Source organism: Syntrophobacterales bacterium (assembly GCA_031274925.1).
Lineage (GTDB): Bacteria > Desulfobacterota > Syntrophorhabdia > Syntrophorhabdales > Syntrophorhabdaceae > PNOM01.
Genome location: JAISPL010000019.1, coordinates 1 through 21099, shown reverse-complemented (window position 1 = coordinate 21099; position 21099 = coordinate 1). Strand labels below are relative to the sequence as shown.

The window sequence follows — 21099 nt, the reverse complement described above, 5'->3', positions numbered from 1 at the left end:
AAAAGCACGAAGAATGATAAAAAAAACGAACTCATATAAAGGGTTTGAGACATGGTTCAACGGCATTCGCATGGCGCTCAAGATGCACCTGTATGTCTTCCTCGCATTCTTTGTCATTCACATCATCACCGCTTTGACTGTAACCTACTTTCTTCAGGGAAAGAGGTATGCGGTTCTCGGACGGTACCTGCTTGATTCAGTGAAAGCGGGCCATATGCCAGATACATATATCCTGCGGTCATATTTCGACTATCTCTCCGTGAACTTTATCTATGTTTTAACTTTCACCGCGGTAGTTTATTGCGGCTGTCCTTTTGTGATTGCCATGTTTAAAAGAAAATCAAAGAGGCAGCTTGAGACGAAGCACCTTCGCGGTGCGAGGCTTGTGAGCGCCCAGGAGTTCGCCCGGCAGATCGGACCGGGGGATCTGCCTTTCGGTTCATTCAGATTGCCCAAACAGGAAGAGATAAAACACTGCCTGACGGTAGGGAGACCGGGCGCGGGAAAGACGGTCTTTCTCTCTCAGGTGACGGAGAGACTCATTGAACGAGAAGCCAAAGCAGTGGTTTATGATTTTAATGGAGGTTATGTTGAAAGATTCTATGATCCCCGAAGGGATATTATTTTCAATCCTTTAGACCGAAGATCTGTCGAATGGAACCTCTTTTCCGACATTAAGACCAAGCGCGACATTAACGTCGCGGCTACCTCATTGATACCTCCTGTTTATACGGGCGACACATTCCGGAACGACGCAGCGAGAGAGGTCTTTTCCGGCATACTGCACTATCTCTGGAGGAATAATTTCAAGACCAATTCAGACATATGGAAGGGAGTTGCCGCGCCGGCTAAAAAAATACATGAGTGGTTAAGAATAACCCCGGAAGGCCAGGCGGGGTATCGCTACATTGAAGATGCGGGTTCCAGGCAGACACTCTCCTCGGTCTTTGCTGCCATGACGCAGTACGCCCATGCCTTCCAATATATGTCCCATGGAGACAGCGCCTTTTCTGTGACCGACTGGCTCTCAAATGACAGACCGGGGTTCATCTTTGTGACAAATCAGTCAGACGACACATTGAAGCCTATCCTTTCTCTCTTTGTTGACTTTCTCGGGAAGAAACTTCTTTCTCTTCCCGATGATCTCAAAAGGAGAGTATTTTTTCTACTCGATGAGTTCGGGACGCTGCAGCGGCTATCAAGTATCCAGGAACTTCTTATCGCCTCCGGGAGCAAAGGAGGTTCCTGCTGGATAGGGATACAGGATATAAGGCAGTTGAATAATCTCTATACCCCGGACGCGGCCGACACGATTGTAAATGCCTGTTGTTCATCCGTCATATTTGCGGTATCCGATCCCAAAACGGCGAAATATTTGGTGGACAAAATCGGGGATGAAGAAATCATAGAAACGGAAGAAACCTTTAACATGGGAGTATCTAACTATCGGGACGGCGTGTCTCTCACGCAACGGGAAAAAAGGCAGCGCTTAATCCTTGATTCTGAACTTATGAACCTTCCAGACCTTCACGCCTACGTGAAGATACCGAACAACCCATCCATCACTTTGAGCAAATTCGAGATAAGAGATTATCCGGCGAAAGAACCCTCATTTATAATCAAAGACGAATATATTCTGGAGGAAGTAGTCCAAAAGCAGGAGGAACTAATAAAGCAGCCGGTTTTACCATGAATATCCAATGAAAACATGACATTCCACGCAGTCGGTAAAACGCCGAAAAACCTCGGTCCTTTGCTGACCCAAGTACCCCCTCTCCTCATCCAGGTCCCGCCTTCCCTTATCCAATTGTTCCTCCTGTCCGCCGCTTTCTTTGATTCGCGGCAGGCATTGTAGACCACCAAGAGCGTCCAGATGTAAATGGGTTTTTCTTCGGCGGGGAAACATATTTCCCCTTCAATGCGGGCCGTAAGCGCCGATCAGCACTGCCCCGTTAATGTGATTTCTGCCGCAAGCAAACTCTGTGCTGTGGTTGAGTGTTAAATCAATGATCCTATTTTGAAATCAGTAAGGATAAAATTTATCAGGAGTCAATTCGAAATTCTCACAACATCCCGACAAAAACACTGGACCAATAAAGCGGCATGGGTTATGTTACATCATATGAGACGATATTATATCGGCCCGTCGGCATTTCAGTCTTTGGAAGGCTACCGTCAAACTGACTGTGGAATTTTTTCTCGTTCAGGAGGTGAGCGTGTTGAAAACCGTTTTCTGCGTGTTTTTTGGATTCTTTTTCACGATATGTCCCGCGTTTGCCCAGGAAATTTATGTCCATGGCGGATTGACAAACCGGACCGACTCGTCCGATAGCTCCTACGCATGGGGACTCACTTATCTCCATGGATTAGGCGACTATGCTGCATGGAGCGTAAGCTATATGAATGAAGGGCACATCCCAAACCATAAGCGTGATGGTCTCTCGCTGCAGTTCTGGGGACGGTATCCCTTGTTCGGCCGCTCTGTTTCACTGGCTGCTGGTATTGGTCCTTATATGTATTTCGATACAACGCGGCCGTCATTCGATAATTCCTACTCAAATACCCATGGAGTGGGCACCGTAATGAGCGTTTCAGCCACTCTGTACACCGAAAGCCGCTTTCTATTCCAGGCCCGCTCGAATTGGACCTGGACATCTCAAAACGCCAACACGTTCGCGACCACGATAGGGATAGGTTATCAACTTGAGGGAGCCACAAAAAAAGACGCACATAATGAATCGCCACATAAAACCTCTCCGTCAGGAAACAACGAAGTCGCTATCCTGGCGGGCGTGTCAGCAATCAATGAGTGGGCTGATCACGGAACAGGTTGGACAGGCGCTCTGGAGTATCGACGTAACCTGTTCCGCTATCTGGAATGGTCTACCGGCTGGCTCGTTGAAGGAGGACCTGTTTCCCGCAAAGGCCCTATGACACAGATTTGGGCGAGCAGGAAGTTTTTTGACGACAGGTTCTCTCTTGGTGTCGGTGCGGGACCATACCTCGGTTTTGAAGCATCTCGCGGCGGTAACGTAACGAAGGTGGACTGGCTCGTAAGCGCAAGCGCGAGCTACCAGATCCATAATAACTGGGCGATAAGGGCAACTTGGGGCCGCGTCACAACTGACTATGATCGGGATACCGATGTTGTTCTGTCAGGTATCGCATATCGATTTTAGAAGGCTTTCCGGCAGTAAAATAGAAAACTTCACCGTAATGGTCCCCAGGCGGGGTAGAAGTCGTTTTTGTGGGGTCCCCGAAAAGGTCTCCTACAGAGCCCCTGGAAGATCCCTTAGCTGAGCAAGGGAAAAGACCGGACCATCTTTGCAAATATATTTCGCCCCCAAATTGCATCTCCCGCAGATACCTATGCCGCATTTCATCCTCGCCTCCAGAGTAGTCACGATATTTTCATCGCCGAACTTCAACTGAGTCAGGTTCTGCAACACATACTTGATCATAATCGGAGGCCCGCATGTGATGGCAATCGTGTCGTCAGGAGACGGGGCGATTTCGTTTAACACGTTAGGAACAAAACCGACGCGTTTGCTCCATCCAGGAAATTCAGTATCCACAGTAAGAATCAAATTCACGTCACTGCGCGATTCCCACTCCTTCAAGTCCTCCTTATAGCAAAGATCGGGTGGAGTTCTGGAGCCGTAAACGATGGTAATATCTTTATAGTCACCCCTGTTATCAAGCATGTAAAGGATCAGTGTTCTCAATGTAGCAAGTCCTATTCCCCCGCCGATAAAGAGTACCTTTTTGCCCTTCATCTGCTCATAAGGAAACCAGTTGCCCAGAGGCGCCCTTACTCCCATCTGATCTCCCGGGAAAAGCTCATGGAGCGCCGCGGTAACCTCTCCTGCTTTCATAACGCTGAATTGAAGGTATTCCATCCTCGTTGGTGGTGAATTGATCACAAAGGTCGACTCACCAACCCCAAAAACAGAAAGCTGACCTACCTGGCCGGGTTCAAAAGTGAAAGTCTTCATCTTTTCCGGGTCATTAAACGCTACGCGAAAAGACTTGATATTGGGCGTCTCTTCTATAACATCCATGATAGTCGCCATTTCAGGCAAATAAGGATTCTTATTGTCAGACATTGGGTTTACTCCTTCAACTCTTATCGTTCCCACCCTGCTGAGCCGCGCTCACGCCTGATTCCTGCAGTTTTGACACTATTTCACGTATATCCACGGAAACGGGACAGAATCTCACACACCTGCCACATCCACAGCATGCAATAGCATTATTATACTTCTCCGGGTAGAACAGAAATTTGTGCCCTATCCTATTCTTGAACCGTAGAAACTTCGTCGATCTCGGGCTGTGACCGCTGCCATCCAAGGTGAAATGCTGGTACATGCAACTGTCCCAGCTTCGGATCCGCTCTCCCCTATTCGTAGCCCGCTCATCGGTAATGTTAAAACAGTAGCAGGTAGGGCAAAGGTACGTACATACGCCGCAGCTAAGGCATTTGGCGAGCTCTTCTTTCCAGAACTCATCGTTCCCGTAAAGCTCTTTTGAAACCTTAGGCGCCAAATTGTCAGCAAAAGGTTGTTTTACCGCACTGCGGGCAGCTTCCTGATTCTTATGCGCTTCATCCTGGTAGGCACTACCGTCTTCCACACCAGCTTCCTTGAGAAGTGTACTGCTTTTTTCGCTAAGGATTTCTACAAAATAACCCTTCTCTACCTCGGTGATGAGGGCGTCGGAACCTTCCTTATCAGCCGGGCCACTATGGACGGATGTGCAAAAACAACCAGCCGAGGGGTCCTGGCACGCCAGGGTCAGAATGGTCGTCTGTTCTCGCCTGCCCTTATAATAAGGATCAGGGGTGTCCGTCTCAGTGTAAGGTCTGTCATATATAGTAAAACCCTTCGCATCACAGGGCCTGGCCCCAATCAGAATAGTTTTGGGAAAATCCTTGTTTTCCGTCAGTTCCACACCAACCCTTTGAGGATTCTCTGGGTCCTTTATGAACTTGAAAGAAAAAAGCGTATCGCTCTGCGGAAAGATCACGGCTTTGGGTGGCATATTCGCCGGTCTCTCAAAACAAAGCGTCCTCCCTTTTTCGAAAGACCTGAAAATAATCATGTCACCCTCAAGGCAGGGTACATGGACCTGCTCCTTTGCACTCAGAACTTCTATGAATGTCGCCCACTTCTCTTTTGGGATAAAACCTGTGTCAGCCATTAGAGTTTATGCTCCTCTATCTTCTCTTCTTCAATGCTGAAAGTAAACATTGGTGGCTTTTCATCCGGCTTTACCCCCGGTTCGTAGTTGAAAAGCTCTCTCATATCACGATTAATCTTCTTCTTGAGTATATTGACCGGTATCCCCATAGGACAGACCCGTTCGCATTCTCCGCATTCCACGCACCTTCCCGCAAGGTGTAATGTGTGAATCATGTGAAACATGAACTTTTCGGTGAGGTTGGATTTCTGGCTAATCCAGTGAGGTTCCCTGCTTTCAGCGATGCAACTGTCCTGACATACACACATGGGACAGGCATTTCTGCACGCATAGCAACGTATGCAACGGTCAAACTCCTTTTCCCAGTAAACTTTTCTCTCTTCGAGAGATATGGCGGCTAATTCCTCCACATCTTTATAGACACCCTCATGGGCTTTGTCAGATTGGATTGCCTCCCCGATAAGGTAGTCATATACAACCGGAGTAGGGTAAAGGCAGGTTCTGCATTTGTCGGGTGCCACGTCTCTTATGGAAAATTTCTGCTCCCCCGCTGTCGTTATAACCGCTATCTCATCCCCTGAAAACTTTACATCCAAAATAGGTTGGCTGTTGACGTTGCTGAGAACTCTCTTCACGCTCACAACCCCGGTACAGGGCACCCCGATAACAACCACTTTTTCTCTGTTAATCAAACCTTCCTGCATATACTGGACTATCGTGCGACTGTCACACCCCTTGACCACCATGGCAATTTTCCTGCTCTTCAGTGATAGGAGATAATTTGCAAGATTCTGCGCACACAGGGCATTTAAAATTATCCGATCAGTCTGTTCGGGTTTGGTAATAAAACAGGGTGTGGCATGAAGTTTATCAAACCCTTCCTTATACCCAACCACCACATCAACATCCTTAATAATTTTATTAATAATTTCTTTCAGCTTCTCAGGACCCATTTTGTGCCTCCACCTTAGAATGCAATGGACCCAGTTTGTGGATATTTCTGGTGAAATCTGTCACCGTCTGCTGCCATCGAACTCCTTCGGAAGCCGATATCCATGTGTAATGAAATCGTTTCTCGTCTATGCCAAGAAAAGGTAGAAGCCGCTTCAGCATTTCAAGCCTGCGCCTTGCGTAAAAGTTGCCGTCGGTATAATGGCAATCTCGCGGATGGCAACCGGAAACAAGTACGCCATCCGCCCCGTTGAGCAGCGACTTTACCACAAACAGAGGGTCAACCCGGCCCGAGCATGGAACCCTGATGATCCTGAGATCCGTAGGCTGCTTGAAGCGGCTGACTCCTGCCGTATCTGCTCCACCATATGAGCACCAGTTACAGAGAAAACCAACAATTCTAAGCTCTTTGAAGGCTATTTCTGACATATTACATTAACCTCCGCCAACAATTGATTATCCGTAAAATGTGAGAGCTGTATGGCCCCGCATGGGCAGGTCGCTGTGCAGACCCCGCAACCGGCGCAGACTGTTTCAATAACACTCGCAACGACCTCTCCACCCCTCAATTCTTTCTCCTTAATGGCTTGAAAAGGACAGGTCCTCATACACTTGAGGCATCCGACGCAAGTATTTTCGTTAACTTTGGCCACCGCTGGATCCGATTCAAGCATGTCTTTAGAGAAAAGAGCAAGAACCTTGCTTGCGGCGGCACTTCCCTGCCCTACCGACGAAGGGATGTCTTTTGGTCCCTGGGCCGCTCCGGCAAGGTAGACGCCCAACGTATTGGTTTCAACTGGTCTCAGCTTGGGATGACTCTCCACATAAAATCCGAAGGCATCGTAAGAGATGTGCAGTTTTTCGGCAAGTCCTACAGCACCGGGGGCTGCCGTTACTGCGCTGGCGAGAACTACAAGGTCCGCTTCAACTTCCACTTGGGTACCAAGAAGCGTATCAGTACCCACTACGACCATCTTCTTACCCTTAAGGTATATGCGGGAAACTTTTCCTCTAATGTATTTAGCCCCATAGTCTTCCTGGGCCCTGCGAGTAAACTCATCGTAACCCTTACCCGGAGAGCATATATCCATATAGAAGACGAAAGACTGAGAGTCTGGTATATGGTCCTTTGTAAGAATTGCCTGCTTGGCAATATACATGCAACAAAAATTAGAGCAGTATGGTATACCGAAAGACTTATCACGGGACCCGGCACATGAAATGAATACTACCGTTTTAGGTTCGGTCTTATCGGAAGGTCTCAGGATATTGCCCTCCGTAGGACCGGAAGCATTGAGGAACCTCTCATATTGTATTCCTGTAATAACATCCGGATATCTGCCGCCACCGTACTCGGGAAGCCTGTCTATATCCATAAGGCCATACCCGGAGGCGACCACGATGGCACCAACATCCTCCGCAACTATCTCATCCTGCATCTCGTAATTAATTGCACCGGTGGGGCATATCTTTGCACAAATACCGCATTTCCCCTTTACGAATTGCCGGCAATATTGCGCGTCAATTTTTGCCTTCTTTGGAATAGCCTGGGGAAAAGGAATATTTATGGCCCGCGTTGGTGCCACTCCGAAGTTAAAATGATCGTAGGCATTCTTGGAGGGGCATTTTTCCATGCAGAGACCACAACCCGTACATTTTGTCCAGTCTACGTAGGTTGCTTTTTTCTTGATTTTGATCTGGTAATTCCCTACATATCCCTTGATCTCATCAATCTCGGAATAGGCATGCAGGGTTATCTTATCATGCTGGGCCACATCAACCATCTTCGGTCCCAAGATACAGATGGAACAATCTATGGTAGGAAAGGTTTTGTCGAGACGGGCCATCATGCCGCCCACGCTTGGACTCTTCTCGACAAGAATGACATCAAGCCCACCGTCCGCACAGTCAAGCGCTGCCTGCATTCCCGCCACACCTCCGCCGATCACCAACACCCTCTTATTCACTTTGAAGGATGACGAGAAAAGCGGTTTGTTCTGCATGACCTTTGCGACCGCCATCATGACCGTTTCCATCGCTTTATTGGTATTGGCCTCTTTGTCAAGGCCCACCCAAGAGATATGTTCCCTTATATTGGCCATCTCAAGGAAATAACGGTTAAGTCCCGCTTTCTCAATGGTGCGCCTGAAAGTAAGTTCGTGCATCCTCGGTGAGCAGGCCGCTACCACAATCCGGTTAAGTTTTTCCCTCTTAATTGCCTGTTTTATCTCTTCCTGGCCGGACTCGGAGCAAGTGTACATATAATTTGTGGCAAACGCCACACCCGGCAGCTTTCTCGTTTCCTGAGTCAACTTCGCCACATCAATGGTCCCAGCAATATTACTTCCACAATGACAAATAAATGCTCCAACCCGCATCTGTCAGGTCTCCTCCGCCTTTATTTTTTCCTTCGATTTGGCCTTCCCGGCCTTTTCTGTCTTTTCCGATTCCTTATGCCGCCTCTACCTGCTTTACCGTTTCCTCAAACAGTGATCCGTGACTGGATCAGGCCGTTAGAGTTTACGATCAGTTTGTCAAGGCCCAATTCCTTGAAAGAAAGACCAAAGGTCAGTTTCACGATCTGTGAAAAATAAAGAACCGACATATTGAAGCCCGTGCCCATAATGTTATTTACCTGGCGCTGCCGCAGGTTAAGATTTTGCTGGCAGAGCGGACGGACAGGCGGCTGCTATACAGTTTCTCTGAATCGAGGGCCATGTTGGGTGCTTTGTAAGCAAACCTGTTGACCATATCCCGTTTCGGTACTCCGAATGCCGCGCCGTAACATTCTACTTTAAAGGTAAAACTGCTCACCATGAAACCCACTGCTTCCAGTATTTTATCCATGGAAACTGGATTCGGGTCATCAAACCGGGCAATAACAGGAGGTCGGGTCAAAATGCATCCGTAATAAGGGGCAACCACCAAGTCAGGCAACACATGGGATAACTTTCGCGGCTATGGCCTCAAGACCGATATCTTCGTACATTACCTGCAACGTTGACTTAGGGCTCACTCCGCCATTGTAAGGTTTATCAAGAAGCTCATTTACTTCATTCTTGAAGGATTCGTCACCATCCATTCCGACATGAGCTCTCTTGAACACAGAAAGACAAAAAGGATATGGGACGATAACGGTCCTGGTTCCCATTTTCTTAATGATGGAAAGATTACGTGCCGCAAGAGCAACCGCAAAAATGTGATCCACCGTATGGGTCGGAGCAGACCCGCAGCAACTCCAATCTTCGGACTCCTTTATGTCTATGCCGAGAGTATCAAACACCTTCCGCATCGACATATTGTATTCAACCGCCGCGCCCTCCAACGAACATCCCGAGTAATACGCATACCCTGTCTCAATCACGTTTTTTTGCCTTATCCTGAAATCTCGTGAAAATTTTCGCTACCCGACTTATTCCATTAATGTTCTTGGGGAAGAAACCGATTTTTCCTTTCTCCATCGCTTTGGGGCTCAGTTCTGCGTCAGCAAGGAAATGTCCTTGATTAATATTGCACGCCATAAGCGTGCCCATCTCGAACAATCTTCCATACTGTTTCATCAAAGCAAGTACGGTATCATAAAAAAGCTTTATATCTTTCTCGGATACCTTGTTCTCACGACGAGCTATGATGCGCAACGCATCTATTGCGTTCGCTACATCGATCTTGCAAGGGCATCTTGTCGTGCATGTCTCACGTATGGCGCATAACCAGATTGCTTTTGAGGTAAGGACTATTCCTTTCTGCCAGGTCCGAAGAAACCCCATGATCTAACTCACTGGGTAATCAAAATACCGGATATAAGGACAGCCAGCAGTGCAGTTGCCGCATTGATAGCACAGAGAAGGTTCCTGCCCGCTATCGGACCCACATCCTCAATAAAACTCCAGTCAATGCTTGTTGAGAGATTTAACCCATCCATCGAATCCGCCTTATTTTATTCTTAATGTATTGGGCGTATACTGTTATCATAGCCTTAATGTTATTGTCAATCATATTAGGATATTATTCACAACCAAATTTTCTAAAAAACCACTGAGTCACCACTTCAGGGAGGGCAAAGCCTCCTTGCATAAGACATTATGATATGAGATAATATTATTGTTTTTTTACTCATTACGTGATTAGGAGAGAAGATGCCTGACTACACGCTCCTCGACAACTCTTCGGCATTGGAATATATTTTTTATCCCCGTGATACATACAGTCCGTGCCCGGCTTTTGCCTTTGATCTGCCGGTACCCGTGGACAAAGACATTTCCATCTCCTGCCGTTTTTACAGAGGCAATCCCGAATGGCCATGGATACTCTTCTTCCATGGGAACGGTGAGGTAATCAGCGATTATGACGAGATATCGCCGTTCTATTTCAAGAAGAACATCAACTTAGTTGTGGTAGATTACCGTGGATATGGAAAAAGCGGAGGGACGCCAACCATCACAGACATGCTCGGCGATGCTCATAAGGTGCTTGAGGCAGTAAAAAAGGAACTGGCAGCCAGAGGCCTTAAGGATAAGTTGTGGGTTATGGGCAGGTCTCTTGGCAGTCTGTCAGCACTGGAACTTGCATACCACTATCAATACAACCTGCCAGGAATAATAATTGAAAGCGGGTTCCTGAGCATCACGCGAATACTTGATCATCTGGATTTAACGACTGACGGGCCCAAACTCCCGGGAATTGAAGACGAGTGTATTGCCATGGTCCGCATGATTACCCTGCCCGTCCTTATCGTCCACGGGGAACATGACAATCTAGTCCCTTTCGCTGAAGCGGAGGACTTGTATAACAATATAAAATCAGAAGACAAACAACTTCTTATGATCCCTGCGGCGGATCACAATGACGTGATGTTCGTGGGTCTACACGAATACTTTAAAGCTATCCGGATCTTCATGGATCGGACGGACACAGGGGCTGAATAAGCGTCCCCCACCCCCGTCTGGCTCTCTCTGGTAAAACGAAGCCGTGTGGACATCTACCGGCAACTAAGGGTCAGCCACGGAGGCGATATATCCGGGGAATTATCTGAAGACCGTAATTCAAATTAACAAAGGCAAACCATCATGAAACAGATAAGAAATTTCAGCATCATAGCTCATATTGACCATGGGAAATCGACACTGGCCGATCGACTGATACAGTATGCACACCTTGTAGACGACCGGCAGTTCCGCGATCAGATACTCGACACAATGGACATCGAACGAGAGAGGGGGATCACCATAAAGAGTCAGACGATTAATATCCCCTACACCAGCCGCGCGGGAGAAGAGTTTGAGCTGAACCTGATCGACACGCCAGGCCATGTCGATTTTTCATACGAAGTGTCGAGAGCTCTTGCATCCTGCGAGGGAGTGCTTCTCCTGATCGACGCATCTCAGGGAGTCGAGGCCCAGACCCTTGCCAATCTTTACGCCGCCATGGAACACAATCTCGTAATTATTCCCGTTATAAATAAGATAGACTTACCATCCGCCGATATAGACCGCGTGAAGGAAGAAATAGATCAGGAGCTCGGTCTTGACCCTGACTCTGTCGTTCTCTGCTCCGCAAAAGAAGGTACCGGCATAGAGGATATCCTTGAGGCCATTGTGATCAGGATACCGCCACCCACCGGGAGCAACGGCGAACCTCTGTCCTCCCTTATTTTCGACGCTCACTATGACCCTTTCCGGGGCACTATCGTAAGTTGCCGAGTCTTTGACGGGAGTATCCGCCCCGGCCATATCATTCGTCTCATGTCAAACAAAGCAACATACAAGGTGGAGGAGACCGGTATTTTCCGCCTGAAGATGGAATCCAGGAAAGAACTCTCGGCTGGCTCGGTGGGGTATATAATCGCAGGAATAAAGACGGTAAGCGACACAAGAGTAGGTGATACGATCACTCTTGACGAGTATCCTGCGGCCAAACCCCTGCCTGGGTTCAAGGAAGTAAAACCCGTTGTTTTTTCCTCTATTTATCCCATTGCGTCGGATGACTATCTTTCTCTGGCTGAAGCCCTTGAGAAATACAAGTTGAATGACGCAGCATTGGTTTACCAGAAGGACTCATCCGCCGCCCTCGGGCAGGGATTCCGGTGTGGATTTCTAGGCCTCCTCCATCTTGAGATCGTCCAGGAAAGACTCGAACGGGAATTTGATCAGTCAATTATTCTCACCTCTCCCAGCGTGCAGTACCGGTTTTTTCTTGAGGACGGCATGGAGTTCACCATCGACAACCCCCAATACTATCCCGATCCTATAAAAATAGAGAGAGGCGAGGAGCCTTACATCAGGGCAAGTATTCTCGTACCAGAGAGATATGTGGGGGCTGTAATGAAATTATGTCTGGAGCGACGAGGGGTGAACTCACGCCTCGCATACCCGAGTCCCGGCAGAATAGAGATCACATTTGACATGCCCCTTGCCGAAGTGGTCTTCGATTTCTACGACAAACTCAAGAGCATTACCCAAGGTTACGGTTCCTTTGATTACGAGATCATCGATTACAGAGAGAGTGACCTGATAAAACTAGATATCCTGGTAAATGGGGAGAAAGTCGATGCCCTTTCTATGATCATACATAAGGAGAGGGCCCGCGAGCGGGCAGTCAGAGTCTGTGACCGGCTGAGAGATGAGATTCCAAGACAGCTTTTTAAGATTGCGATCCAGGGCGCTATCGGCGGAAAGATTATCTCCCGTTCAACCGTTTCACCGTACAGGAAAGATGTCACGGCAAAATGTTACGGCGGCGATATCACGAGGAAACGCAAGCTCCTCGAGAAGCAGAAGAAAGGGAAAAAGAGGATGAGCATGGTAGGAAATGTAGAGATACCGCAAAGCGCTTTCATGGCAGCCCTCAAGACAGATGATGAATAATACCTGGCCTATCCTCACGCCAGAATCACTTATTCCGAGCCCTGAATCCCAACTGCCAGGACTCTATGTCCACATTCCTTTCTGCAAAACAAAATGTCCATATTGCGATTTTTACTCCGTCACCGACACGGACTCGGTAGACCGGTGGCTCGGCGCCCTAAAGACAGAGATCGGGATATATAGAGAGCTCTTCCCTCATTTCGATTCTATTTATCTCGGAGGAGGAACCCCTTCACTACTTGACGCGCCGACCTTCGAACGCCTGATGAAGATCCTCCGCAGTCACTGGCCCGGAAATCCAGACGAGGAAGTTACTCTTGAGGCAAATCCAGACGACATAACCAGAGAAAAACTCTCCCATTACCGGTCAATGGGTGTAAACAGGCTCAGTCTCGGCGTCCAGTCTTTCGACGACAGAGAACTTAAGTTCTTGAGAAGGAGACATACCGCCACTTGGGCCAAGAGGGCCATCGAAATGGTACGGTCATGCGGTTTCGCCAATTTTGGAATTGACCTCATGTACGGCCTCAAGGGGCAAACGAGAGAAAAGTGGTTGAGCACGCTCGTACAGGCCGTTAAGTACGATCCTTCTCACCTTTCCTGTTACCAGTTGACCATCGAAAGTGGAACGCCCTTCGGTTTGCTGAAAGCAAAGGGTGCCCTCACGATACCAAAGGAAGGGGTGCAGAGAAAATTTTTTTTCGATACATCCTTATTTCTCTCGGACCACGGATTTATCCATTACGAGATATCAAACTTCGCGAAGGGGCAGGGCTGCATCTCTCATCACAATACCAAGTATTGGACCCACGCGCCGTACCTTGGCATAGGACCTGCGGCTCACTCATTCCTCAACGGGAAACGTTGGTGGAACTATCGGTCTGTCGACCGTTACTGCGCCGCCCTCCATGACGGAGTCGCACCTATCGAGGGGTTTGAGATTCTCACCGAGGACCAGATGAAATTGGAGAGCCTCTATTTTGGCTTCAGAACGGCACAGGGCCTTGCAGTCCTTGATCTGCCTGGCCCAGAGGACCGGGTATCAAGAGTACTTGAGGAGCTTATCAAGGCTCGGCTTATTATGATTCGGAACGGGCAAATCACCCCGACCGAAAAGGGTTTTCTTGTGGCCGACCGTATCCCTCTTATGTTTGCCGTCTGAGAGACTGTCTCTCGCAAGGAACTCCGTGCGAAGTCAGAATGCTTTCTTTTTCATCTTCTTGGCTCTCGCCTCGTTGATCTCTTCTTTTCTCTGCTGGTAGATATCTTCGGTCAGGGTCCCTACCCTCTCCCTCCATCTCGGATCTTCCCTGTTTGCCTCCAACTCCTCATAAAAATCAAGTATAGAATGATCGACGAGTTTGTAGGGATTCTCTTCCGAGTCTATGTCAAAATAGGCATGCCTCAGCTCGTGTCTGACGATCCTTTCCCTGTCTTCCTTTTCTATGGCTTCCCAACAGGTTTTATCCAAACAGACGATGTAGTCATAACCTTCAATGGGATCGACCCGATCTATCGTAAGGTGCCTCAAAAGATCGTTCGTCTTCATGATTCTGCCGAGTGTAATCCTCCCCCCAGAGGACCTCTTTTTTACATCAAATAAGACCTTGATCTTGGCATTCTTTAATTCCGGAAAGTACTGGGCGCGAACATCATGCAACAACTCGAGAACATCATCCGTCACTTCTTCATATCTGAGTCCCATTCCAACCTCCTTAGATATCTGAAAATTCTTGAGTACAGACGGGTGAAGCCTATCATGGCTTATAAGGAAATTTCAACTTGGTTCTCTCCATCCCCCCTCTCTCTCCTGACTGCCTATCCCGGCATCTCTCTTACATCAGATTATGGAGGGATCATTTCTCCCCCGTTTCGCCTATTACGACAATACACCTCTCTGTTGGGGGAGGTGTGTGAGGGGGTCTCTATACTGCACCCCATTATAAGACAGAACCCTACTTAAGGGAGTAAAATGACTCAGAGATAACGAGCCATGAAACGAAGGAAATGGGATTTCAAGACCAAGGCGCTTGTAGTGTTGCAGGGATTTGAAAGGTCGGCTGGTAGCCGATATCTGCAACGAACACCAAATCACTCAATCTGAGTGCTATCGTTGGCGAGAAGAGTTTCTGGTAAAAACGCCTAAAATCTTCGAAAACAATTCCAACATCCAAATGTAATTTGTTTATCATGTTTTGTGCAATTTACTTCAGACAAGGACTTTACCCGGTCAAGGAGGATTACGTCCGCTAACTGAGGTATGATGTTTACCAAATCTGTGGCTGGGGGGATCGGCAATCCCCTATTCAACGCATTGAAAGATTTCAGGAGACACCTGTCGCCGGGAGGAAGAGCAAACGTGGTGACTCAAGAAAGTGGACCAAGGCATGTTGTCGGATTAGTGGCGTTTTGTGGCAAACTGGTAATAGAAAAACAGGGGTCAAAAAACTTGAACCCCCCTTAAATTATTATATTTTATAAAGCTCCCCGGGCAGGACTTGAACCTGCAACCTACTGGTTAACAGCCAGCCGCTACTGCCGATTGAGCTACCGGGGAATGAAAAGTAACGGTAAAGAGTAAACAATAAAATTGTCCCAATGTCAAGAAAAACGGCTTGGCTTAAGGAACTATTGAGGCAGGTCCGATGCAGGTTTAAGTTGTGTTGCTCGTTTCCATAATCTTTGCCTGTAATGGGAAGGTTTGTGGCGCCCGGGTGTCGACCAATTGTCAGCGGGCAACGACCACATGCTATTTTCATCTCAGGTCGCGACAAAACCTGTCCGGACACGTGACTTTTTGCGGCTTGATTTTTTTTGCACGGGCAATATGATCCCTTTAAGATAAGAACGATCTATAGCGGCGAGTATTGTAAAGCATGACATTTATTTGAGCCGTGCGATGGGTGCTTACGCAACCGTATGGTGAAGCCTTAGAGCCTGTGGATACGATCAAGTGCGGCGCGATGAATTCGGGTTTTGCGCTGGTAGGGCCTTCTAGTCCCCATGGCTCATGAGCACTCCGTATGATGCCATGGGGTTCTGCATCTCCAGCAATATTGCCGTCGGTACGTGGTGCCTTTGAAGAAATATGATTTCAGACGGACATTGATCGTCGATTTTGATCTCCATCCTGGAAACGGGACACAACACAATTTTTACGGCAACCAGGAGTCTTCTATTTTTCAACACGCCAGCATTCTTGTTATCCTGGCAGCGGGAGCATGGGGGAAGGCATGGAAGGAGAGGGGAGAGATTATACGGGCAATGTGCTGCTCTCTATGATATGGGCGATAATGAGCATGGATATGTATTCAGGAATTTACGCATCTTGCGTTGGACCGATTGGGTTTGGCTCAATTCGATACTACTGCAACGGCCCTTGGGGCATGGCGGTCATGGAGACCTGGTTTGTCTTTATGACGCGGATACTTCTCGACATTGCCGACAGAGATTGCGGAGGCAAAATGGCCTTCGCTCTTGATAGAGGATATTACGTAATAGGGTGCATTACAAGGGCTTACCGCCCCAATCCTAGAACTGAAAAGAAAACTCCCTCGGAACCTGCGTAAAGCGATAAACCAGTCACAAGATACCATGGAAGTTGTCGATAAAGTGAAAGCTGCGATAAAATCCGTTTGGGGAGAGTTTTAGACTCTACTTTTTCCAGATCATGTCTTTCAACTCCTTCCCTACTTTGAAATAGGGAAGTTTTTTCGGTTCCACATTCACCACGTCCCCGCTCTTGGGGTTGCGTCCTTTGTACGCCTTGTATTGTCTCAGGGAAAAGTTTCCAAATCCTCTTATTTCGACTCTTTTGCCGTCTATAATTGCATCTTTTATCGTGTTCAGAATATTATCCACCGCAATTTTCGCTATCTTCTGATTGAGCTTCAATTCTTCGGCTATTTTATTGATTATATCCGTTTTATTCATTGTAGGTACCTCCTATCTATTTTCCATTGTATAGTTGAACGCATTTCTGAATACTTTCAGACCGTCTCCTTCTTTCTCTAGTTTCTCCCGTGTCCATCTAGGATGTTGCGTATAGGTGACGTAGGCTTCCGGATGGGGCATGAGTCCGAATATCCTTCCTGTCGTGTCACAAATACCGGCAATGGCTTCAACGGAACCGTTTGGGTTATGGGGGTAGGCCATGGTAATACATCCACTTTCGTCAATGTACTGCAGAGCCACATGGCCTCCCTTCTGCGCCTTTGCGAGGTTGTCGGCACTATCCGTGACGAATTTGCCCTCTCCGTGTCTCACTGGGAGATACACGGTCTCCATGTTCCTTGTGAAAATGCAATTGGAAAGGGGGTTGACTTTGAGGTTCACCCACCTGTCTTCAAACTTTCCTGAATCGTTGAAGGTGAGCGTTGCTGGTTGAGTTTCATCAGTACTGCTGAAGCCTGGAAGCAAACCTGTTTTTATCAGAAGCTGAAACCCGTTGCAGATACCTAACACAATCTTGCCATCGCCCACGAATTTTACCACTTCATCAATAAATCTTTTTCCGGTATCGCCGATTACCTGATACTTCCATCTTACAGCCTGTGCCTTGGCAGCCCCAAGATCGTCTCCGTCAAGAAATCCCCCGGGTAGATTGATAAACGAATAGCTATGTATGATGCGGGGGTTACCCATAAGGTCGTTAATGTGGAGGAAATCAGGCTTGAACCCCACAAGTCTATGGGTGTATGCTGTCTCGTATTCGCAGTTAATGCCGTTTCCGAACAGAACTAAGCTTTTAGGTTTTTGCGGTTTCCTTATTTTTATCATGTTGCGTAACTATGTAATCCTGACAGTATAAAATTTACTCCAAAATAGGTAAAAATGACACTCAAAAAACCGATAATCGATACCAAAGCAATTTTTTTGCCTTTCCACCCTCTTACGAGCCGTACATGCAGATATATGGCATATATTATCCACGTAATCAAGGACCATGTTTCCTTCGGGTCCCAACTCCAATAAGCGCCCCAAGCGTAATGGGCCCACACGGCACCAGTTAGTATACCAGCACTTAGCATTGGAAATCCAACAATAATACTTCTGTAGTTAATTTCATCCAGGATTTCTCTTGGGGGGACTATACTTTTCCATTTTGCGAGATAGAGGAGACTTGCTATGAAAGAGACTGAAAACGCCGCATAAGCGAGAAAACACGTAATCACATGGATGTGGAGCCAGTTACTCTGCAGAGCAGGCACGAGAGGTTGAATAGTCCTCTGTACTGTGGGGGAGAGGGACGCATAACCCATTAAGAATAGGGACATAAGGGACGTCAACCCCGTGATCACCGGGTAGGGAAGCCGTTTTTTCATTATTATGAGGACGAAGGAGACGCACCATGCAAAGAAAATGAGGGATTCGTAAAAATTCGAGAGAGGCACATGACCTATTCCCGCATTATAGGATTCCATCCAGCGGGATATAAGCCCGAGAGTGTGAAGACCGAAGGTGATGTAGATGGTCAGCCACACGACGGCCATGATTTTCTCTTTTTTTACGGCAAAGTAGAGGAGATGGATCACACAAATGAGAAGATAGAGAAGAGTTACTAGCCCCAGTATTTTATGATTCACTGCCGTCCGCCATCGCTTTCAGACGAGCAAACTCTTCCCTGAATGCCTCTTTGCCTTTGGGCGCAAACCCTGCCACAATTATATCCGTTGCTCTTCTTCTCATGAATATCTGTCTGTAATAAGTAAAGAAATTTACATAAAGGCCGAAGAGCATGAGGACAAATCCGGTCCATACGATCCATACCCCTGGGTCTTTCGACACTTCAAGTCCTGTATAAAACTCTTCTGCAATATTCTCCAGTCTTATATCGACACCGTTAAGATTTCTTTCCTGCATTCTCCCCGCATTCTTGAAAAACCACGCAGTCTTGGGTTCCCCTTTGTCGAGATACCCGATAAGAACTCCCGGCCCAAGACCATGGATTTGGCTCTCGAATCTGACCACCATGAGGAATAACTGGTCTTTACTGAAGGTTTCACGCTCCTTTAAAATAACATTTTCTCCACTAATATTAAAGAGGAATGAAGGCGCCCGTCCATAGCTCGACTGATACACACGGATCCCTTTGTAGTTCAGAGGATCGTTGACCCGGACATCTTTTTCCATTACAATCTTCCCGTTCTCAATCACCTCGACGGTACTCACATAGTCTTTTGGCTCTCCGCCTGGATAGAAGGCAACTTTAAAGTTTTTGCATTTCAGGGTAAAATTGAAGGTACGTTCCACGGTATTTTCGCCCCTTGTGACGATCCGGTCTTTCGCTTCGCCTTTAGTGAGCACCATGTAGCCCTTGTAGCCGAGCATGGTATCTGCAAATCCTCCTAGAAGAATGAAGACGATACTTAAATGGATGGTAAAGACCCCGTAGCGGGACAGAATCCCCTTTTCATAAACCATTTCCTTTGCGCTAGACATAACGCGCCGGTATGATTTGTCGATCCACTGCTCCATATCCCGGCTTCTTTCCGTCTCTATGACGAACGACAATTCCATAGCCGAGAGGCTCTTTTCGTCAGGCAGTACCAATTCGGAGCGCATGATCTTCATAAACCTAGAGAGGCGCTGCACGGTGCAAAGAATGAGATTAATAAGAAAGAGGACCAAAAGACTGTAAAACCATGTGGAGTGGTACACGTCGTCAAGGCCGAAAAATTTTATCAATCTTACCGTGTGTTCCGAGTATGCAGAGAGATACTCCTCCAGCGAGACTCTCTGTCTGATCGCAGTTCCAAAAACAGAACCGGTCGCGATCAGCGAGAAGAGAAGTATGGTGAACTTAAGAGAAGCTAAAAAACCGTATATCTTGCCCGTTACGCCGTGAAAAGGAACCGGGCCGGTCATATTCTTTTTATTTTTTGTGGCATTCATTGCATTTCTTCATGATTTCTTTATGACAGTTTTGGCATTGCTTATGGAATGCATCTTTTGCGGCTGGAGCGTCGTTATTCGTGTCTTTCAGGGAATGGCAGTCCACACACTTCTTGTATTGTTTGCCTTCCTTTGCCTTGTGGTGGCAGATGTTGCAGGTGATCCTGTCCTTGTCCGCATGAGTCTGGTGGGAGAATGGAACGGCCGCCATTTTAGCTCCCTCCGCTTTGATGGACATTGTTTTGGTGGGTGTCTTTTCCTGCGCCCAACTTACGTCGCAAAAGGTGGTGGCAAAAACAGATGCAAAAACCAAAATGATAGACGAAAGAGATATCTTTTGCATGGCATAATTAAAAAGACGATTTTTAAACATTAGCTCTGATATCATTTTAATGTCAAGTTTTTTATTTTTTACCTTTATTTTCATCATTTATCTAATATTACTCATATTTATATTAATTATTAATTTTTTATTCTATTTTATCTATTATGATGTATTATTAGCTTTCACGGCGAGCAAGTGAGGTCTTATATGGATATCAGGCGAATGGAAAGGCAATCTTTCTTTTTTCAGCTTCTATCTCAAACCTCTCTTGGAGAGACTTTAAGAATTGATGGGTTCTTTGAGGATGCTGTATGTTTCGCTAAGTCTTTATGGGTAAGGGCTGCATCTTTTCTTGAGAGATCCCTTATGAAACGTATATAGACTTACCCATCACTAGTGATAGAATATGACGTTACTACTGGCTCTATAATCTCTATCTGCAGAGCCAACAGGAGGGGGGGGGAACTGGTTCGGCGTATAAATGATGAGAGTATGACTCACGGTAGTTGTGATGTGTCGCAGCCATCTTTCGTCTGTTTTATCGATATACCTGTATAATGGAGTTTTGTTTCCATATTTAGACGAATAGAAATTGCGCCAGATTGTATATATGGCAGGAGACGATGAGAAAGGTATCAGTGGGACAGTTCCGAAGCCTAGGTGCCCTAAAGGGGTTGGAGTCAGACATTGTGGTCCATGTGAATAAAGAGGTATTATCATGTTTGTTGTAATTGTCAATTTTCCACCAGTTATACTCACCCTACTTTAAAACAGTCTGCAAGGGCATCGTCAAATGAATCGAATAGATGCAAGATACTACGCAGCCGAGATTTGAGCCAGCCCCAGAAACGTTCAATCAAGTTTAGT

The 21099-nt window shown here is 47.1% G+C and carries 24 protein-coding genes and 1 tRNA gene; 7 read left to right on the top strand and 18 right to left on the bottom strand.

Features of this window, described 5'->3' with window-relative positions; all coding sequences use genetic code 11:
• The first annotated feature begins 13 nt into the window (after positions 1-13).
• Positions 14-1693: a type IV secretion system DNA-binding domain-containing protein gene (locus LBQ00_03380; protein MDR2017907.1), complete on the top strand. Its 1680-nt coding sequence runs from the start codon at positions 14-16 to the stop codon at positions 1691-1693.
• Positions 1694-2216: 523 nt separating this feature from the next.
• Positions 2217-3179, top strand: a complete 963-nt coding sequence (locus LBQ00_03375; GenBank protein MDR2017906.1) for a hypothetical protein — start codon at positions 2217-2219, stop codon at positions 3177-3179.
• Positions 3180-3269: 90 nt separating this feature from the next.
• On the opposite strand, the gene LBQ00_03370 is transcribed toward LBQ00_03375, so the two are convergent.
• From LBQ00_03370 to LBQ00_03325, 10 genes are all read right to left on the bottom strand, one after another.
• Complete coding sequence (locus tag LBQ00_03370) at positions 3270-4106, bottom strand: FAD/NAD(P)-binding protein (GenBank protein ID MDR2017905.1); 837 nt, start codon at positions 4104-4106, stop codon at positions 3270-3272.
• A 13-nt stretch (positions 4107-4119) separates the two neighbouring features.
• Entirely contained in the window at positions 4120-5199 is a 1080-nt protein-coding gene (locus LBQ00_03365) for a 4Fe-4S dicluster domain-containing protein (protein MDR2017904.1), read from the bottom strand.
• Positions 5199-6152, bottom strand: coding sequence for a 4Fe-4S dicluster domain-containing protein (locus LBQ00_03360; protein ID MDR2017903.1), 954 nt, complete (start codon positions 6150-6152; stop codon positions 5199-5201). Before LBQ00_03360 ends, LBQ00_03365 begins: the two co-directional genes overlap by 1 nt.
• Positions 6142-6579, bottom strand: coding sequence for a hydrogenase iron-sulfur subunit (locus tag LBQ00_03355; GenBank protein ID MDR2017902.1), 438 nt, complete (start codon positions 6577-6579; stop codon positions 6142-6144). The genes LBQ00_03360 and LBQ00_03355 overlap by 11 nt, the downstream gene beginning before the upstream one ends.
• Entirely contained in the window at positions 6567-8528 is a 1962-nt protein-coding gene (locus tag LBQ00_03350) for a CoB--CoM heterodisulfide reductase iron-sulfur subunit A family protein (protein MDR2017901.1), read from the bottom strand. The genes LBQ00_03355 and LBQ00_03350 overlap by 13 nt, the downstream gene beginning before the upstream one ends.
• A 104-nt stretch (positions 8529-8632) precedes the next feature.
• A complete protein-coding gene (locus tag LBQ00_03345) occupies positions 8633-8773 on the bottom strand; it encodes a hypothetical protein (GenBank protein MDR2017900.1) in 141 nt (46 codons plus the stop codon).
• Positions 8774-8781: 8 nt separating this feature from the next.
• A complete protein-coding gene (locus tag LBQ00_03340) occupies positions 8782-9048 on the bottom strand; it encodes a hypothetical protein (protein ID MDR2017899.1) in 267 nt (88 codons plus the stop codon).
• Between the two features lie 31 nt (positions 9049-9079).
• Complete coding sequence (locus LBQ00_03335; GenBank protein ID MDR2017898.1) at positions 9080-9514, bottom strand: hypothetical protein; 435 nt, start codon at positions 9512-9514, stop codon at positions 9080-9082.
• Complete coding sequence (locus LBQ00_03330) at positions 9507-9917, bottom strand: hypothetical protein (GenBank protein MDR2017897.1); 411 nt, start codon at positions 9915-9917, stop codon at positions 9507-9509. The genes LBQ00_03335 and LBQ00_03330 overlap by 8 nt, the downstream gene beginning before the upstream one ends.
• A gap of 8 nt (positions 9918-9925) precedes the next feature.
• A complete protein-coding gene (locus tag LBQ00_03325) occupies positions 9926-10072 on the bottom strand; it encodes a hypothetical protein (protein ID MDR2017896.1) in 147 nt (48 codons plus the stop codon).
• Between the two features lie 214 nt (positions 10073-10286).
• On the opposite strand from LBQ00_03325, the gene LBQ00_03320 reads away from it, so the two are divergent.
• The 3 genes from LBQ00_03320 to hemW all read left to right on the top strand — a co-directional run bounded on the left by LBQ00_03320 (position 10287) and on the right by hemW (position 14175).
• Positions 10287-11075, top strand: coding sequence for a lysophospholipase (locus LBQ00_03320; GenBank protein MDR2017895.1), 789 nt, complete (start codon positions 10287-10289; stop codon positions 11073-11075).
• A gap of 141 nt (positions 11076-11216) precedes the next feature.
• Entirely contained in the window at positions 11217-13013 is a 1797-nt protein-coding gene (lepA, locus tag LBQ00_03315; GenBank protein ID MDR2017894.1) for a translation elongation factor 4, read from the top strand.
• On the top strand, positions 13003-14175 hold the full coding sequence (hemW, locus tag LBQ00_03310) for a radical SAM family heme chaperone HemW (GenBank protein MDR2017893.1): 1173 nt from the start codon (positions 13003-13005) through the stop codon (positions 14173-14175). The genes lepA and hemW overlap by 11 nt, the downstream gene beginning before the upstream one ends.
• A 33-nt stretch (positions 14176-14208) precedes the next feature.
• Here hemW and LBQ00_03305 read toward each other — a convergent pair whose 3' ends face one another.
• From LBQ00_03305 to LBQ00_03295, 3 genes are all read right to left on the bottom strand, one after another.
• Entirely contained in the window at positions 14209-14718 is a 510-nt protein-coding gene (locus LBQ00_03305; GenBank protein ID MDR2017892.1) for a hypothetical protein, read from the bottom strand.
• 778 nt (positions 14719-15496) lie between these two features.
• A tRNA-Asn gene (locus LBQ00_03300) sits at positions 15497-15570 on the bottom strand.
• Positions 15571-16007: 437 nt separating this feature from the next.
• A complete protein-coding gene (locus tag LBQ00_03295; GenBank protein MDR2017891.1) occupies positions 16008-16202 on the bottom strand; it encodes a hypothetical protein in 195 nt (64 codons plus the stop codon).
• Between LBQ00_03295 and LBQ00_03290 the strand changes: the two genes are divergently transcribed.
• Both LBQ00_03290 and LBQ00_03285 read left to right on the top strand, forming a co-directional pair.
• Positions 16119-16295, top strand: coding sequence for a hypothetical protein (locus LBQ00_03290; protein ID MDR2017890.1), 177 nt, complete (start codon positions 16119-16121; stop codon positions 16293-16295). The two genes, LBQ00_03295 and LBQ00_03290, sit on opposite strands and share 84 nt — an antisense overlap.
• Positions 16235-16582 (top strand): hypothetical protein, encoded by a 348-nt coding sequence (locus tag LBQ00_03285; protein MDR2017889.1) that lies wholly within the window; start codon positions 16235-16237, stop codon positions 16580-16582. The genes LBQ00_03290 and LBQ00_03285 overlap by 61 nt, the downstream gene beginning before the upstream one ends.
• An 85-nt stretch (positions 16583-16667) precedes the next feature.
• On the opposite strand, the gene LBQ00_03280 is transcribed toward LBQ00_03285, so the two are convergent.
• The 5 genes from LBQ00_03280 to LBQ00_03260 are packed head-to-tail and all read right to left on the bottom strand — an operon-like array spanning position 16668 to position 20337.
• Positions 16668-16946 carry an integration host factor subunit beta gene (locus LBQ00_03280; GenBank protein ID MDR2017888.1) on the bottom strand — a complete coding sequence of 93 codons (279 nt, stop codon included), beginning with the start codon at positions 16944-16946 and terminating at the stop codon, positions 16668-16670.
• A 12-nt stretch (positions 16947-16958) separates the two neighbouring features.
• A complete protein-coding gene (locus LBQ00_03275) occupies positions 16959-17792 on the bottom strand; it encodes a phosphoribosylformylglycinamidine synthase subunit PurQ (protein MDR2017887.1) in 834 nt (277 codons plus the stop codon).
• Positions 17789-18598: a cytochrome c biogenesis protein gene (locus LBQ00_03270; protein ID MDR2017886.1), complete on the bottom strand. Its 810-nt coding sequence runs from the start codon at positions 18596-18598 to the stop codon at positions 17789-17791. Before LBQ00_03270 ends, LBQ00_03275 begins: the two co-directional genes overlap by 4 nt.
• Positions 18588-19907, bottom strand: coding sequence for a cytochrome c biogenesis protein ResB (locus LBQ00_03265; protein ID MDR2017885.1), 1320 nt, complete (start codon positions 19905-19907; stop codon positions 18588-18590). Before LBQ00_03265 ends, LBQ00_03270 begins: the two co-directional genes overlap by 11 nt.
• Complete coding sequence (locus LBQ00_03260; protein MDR2017884.1) at positions 19888-20337, bottom strand: cytochrome c family protein; 450 nt, start codon at positions 20335-20337, stop codon at positions 19888-19890. Before LBQ00_03260 ends, LBQ00_03265 begins: the two co-directional genes overlap by 20 nt.
• Positions 20338-21099 lie beyond the last annotated feature (762 nt).

Excerpts from the sequence above, each read along its gene's own strand:
- LBQ00_03380 (MDR2017907.1), top strand. The coding sequence starts at position 14 with ATGATAAAAAAAACGAACTCATATAAAGGGTTTGAGACATGGTTCAAC.
- LBQ00_03370 (MDR2017905.1), bottom strand. The coding sequence starts at position 4,106 with ATGTCTGACAATAAGAATCCTTATTTGCCTGAAATGGCGACTATCATG.
- LBQ00_03365 (MDR2017904.1), bottom strand. The coding sequence starts at position 5,199 with ATGGCTGACACAGGTTTTATCCCAAAAGAGAAGTGGGCGACATTCATA.
- LBQ00_03360 (MDR2017903.1), bottom strand. The coding sequence starts at position 6,152 with ATGGGTCCTGAGAAGCTGAAAGAAATTATTAATAAAATTATTAAGGAT.
- LBQ00_03355 (MDR2017902.1), bottom strand. The coding sequence starts at position 6,579 with ATGTCAGAAATAGCCTTCAAAGAGCTTAGAATTGTTGGTTTTCTCTGT.
- LBQ00_03350 (MDR2017901.1), bottom strand. The coding sequence starts at position 8,528 with ATGCGGGTTGGAGCATTTATTTGTCATTGTGGAAGTAATATTGCTGGG.
- LBQ00_03345 (MDR2017900.1), bottom strand. The coding sequence starts at position 8,773 with ATGGGCACGGGCTTCAATATGTCGGTTCTTTATTTTTCACAGATCGTG.
- LBQ00_03330 (MDR2017897.1), bottom strand. The coding sequence starts at position 9,917 with ATGGGGTTTCTTCGGACCTGGCAGAAAGGAATAGTCCTTACCTCAAAA.
- LBQ00_03325 (MDR2017896.1), bottom strand. The coding sequence starts at position 10,072 with ATGGATGGGTTAAATCTCTCAACAAGCATTGACTGGAGTTTTATTGAG.
- LBQ00_03320 (MDR2017895.1), top strand. The coding sequence starts at position 10,287 with ATGCCTGACTACACGCTCCTCGACAACTCTTCGGCATTGGAATATATT.
- lepA (MDR2017894.1), top strand. The coding sequence starts at position 11,217 with ATGAAACAGATAAGAAATTTCAGCATCATAGCTCATATTGACCATGGG.
- hemW (MDR2017893.1), top strand. The coding sequence starts at position 13,003 with ATGATGAATAATACCTGGCCTATCCTCACGCCAGAATCACTTATTCCG.
- LBQ00_03305 (MDR2017892.1), bottom strand. The coding sequence starts at position 14,718 with ATGGGACTCAGATATGAAGAAGTGACGGATGATGTTCTCGAGTTGTTG.
- LBQ00_03285 (MDR2017889.1), top strand. The coding sequence starts at position 16,235 with ATGGGGGAAGGCATGGAAGGAGAGGGGAGAGATTATACGGGCAATGTG.
- LBQ00_03280 (MDR2017888.1), bottom strand. The coding sequence starts at position 16,946 with ATGAATAAAACGGATATAATCAATAAAATAGCCGAAGAATTGAAGCTC.
- LBQ00_03275 (MDR2017887.1), bottom strand. The coding sequence starts at position 17,792 with ATGATAAAAATAAGGAAACCGCAAAAACCTAAAAGCTTAGTTCTGTTC.
- LBQ00_03265 (MDR2017885.1), bottom strand. The coding sequence starts at position 19,907 with ATGAATGCCACAAAAAATAAAAAGAATATGACCGGCCCGGTTCCTTTT.
- LBQ00_03260 (MDR2017884.1), bottom strand. The coding sequence starts at position 20,337 with ATGATGAAAATAAAGGTAAAAAATAAAAAACTTGACATTAAAATGATA.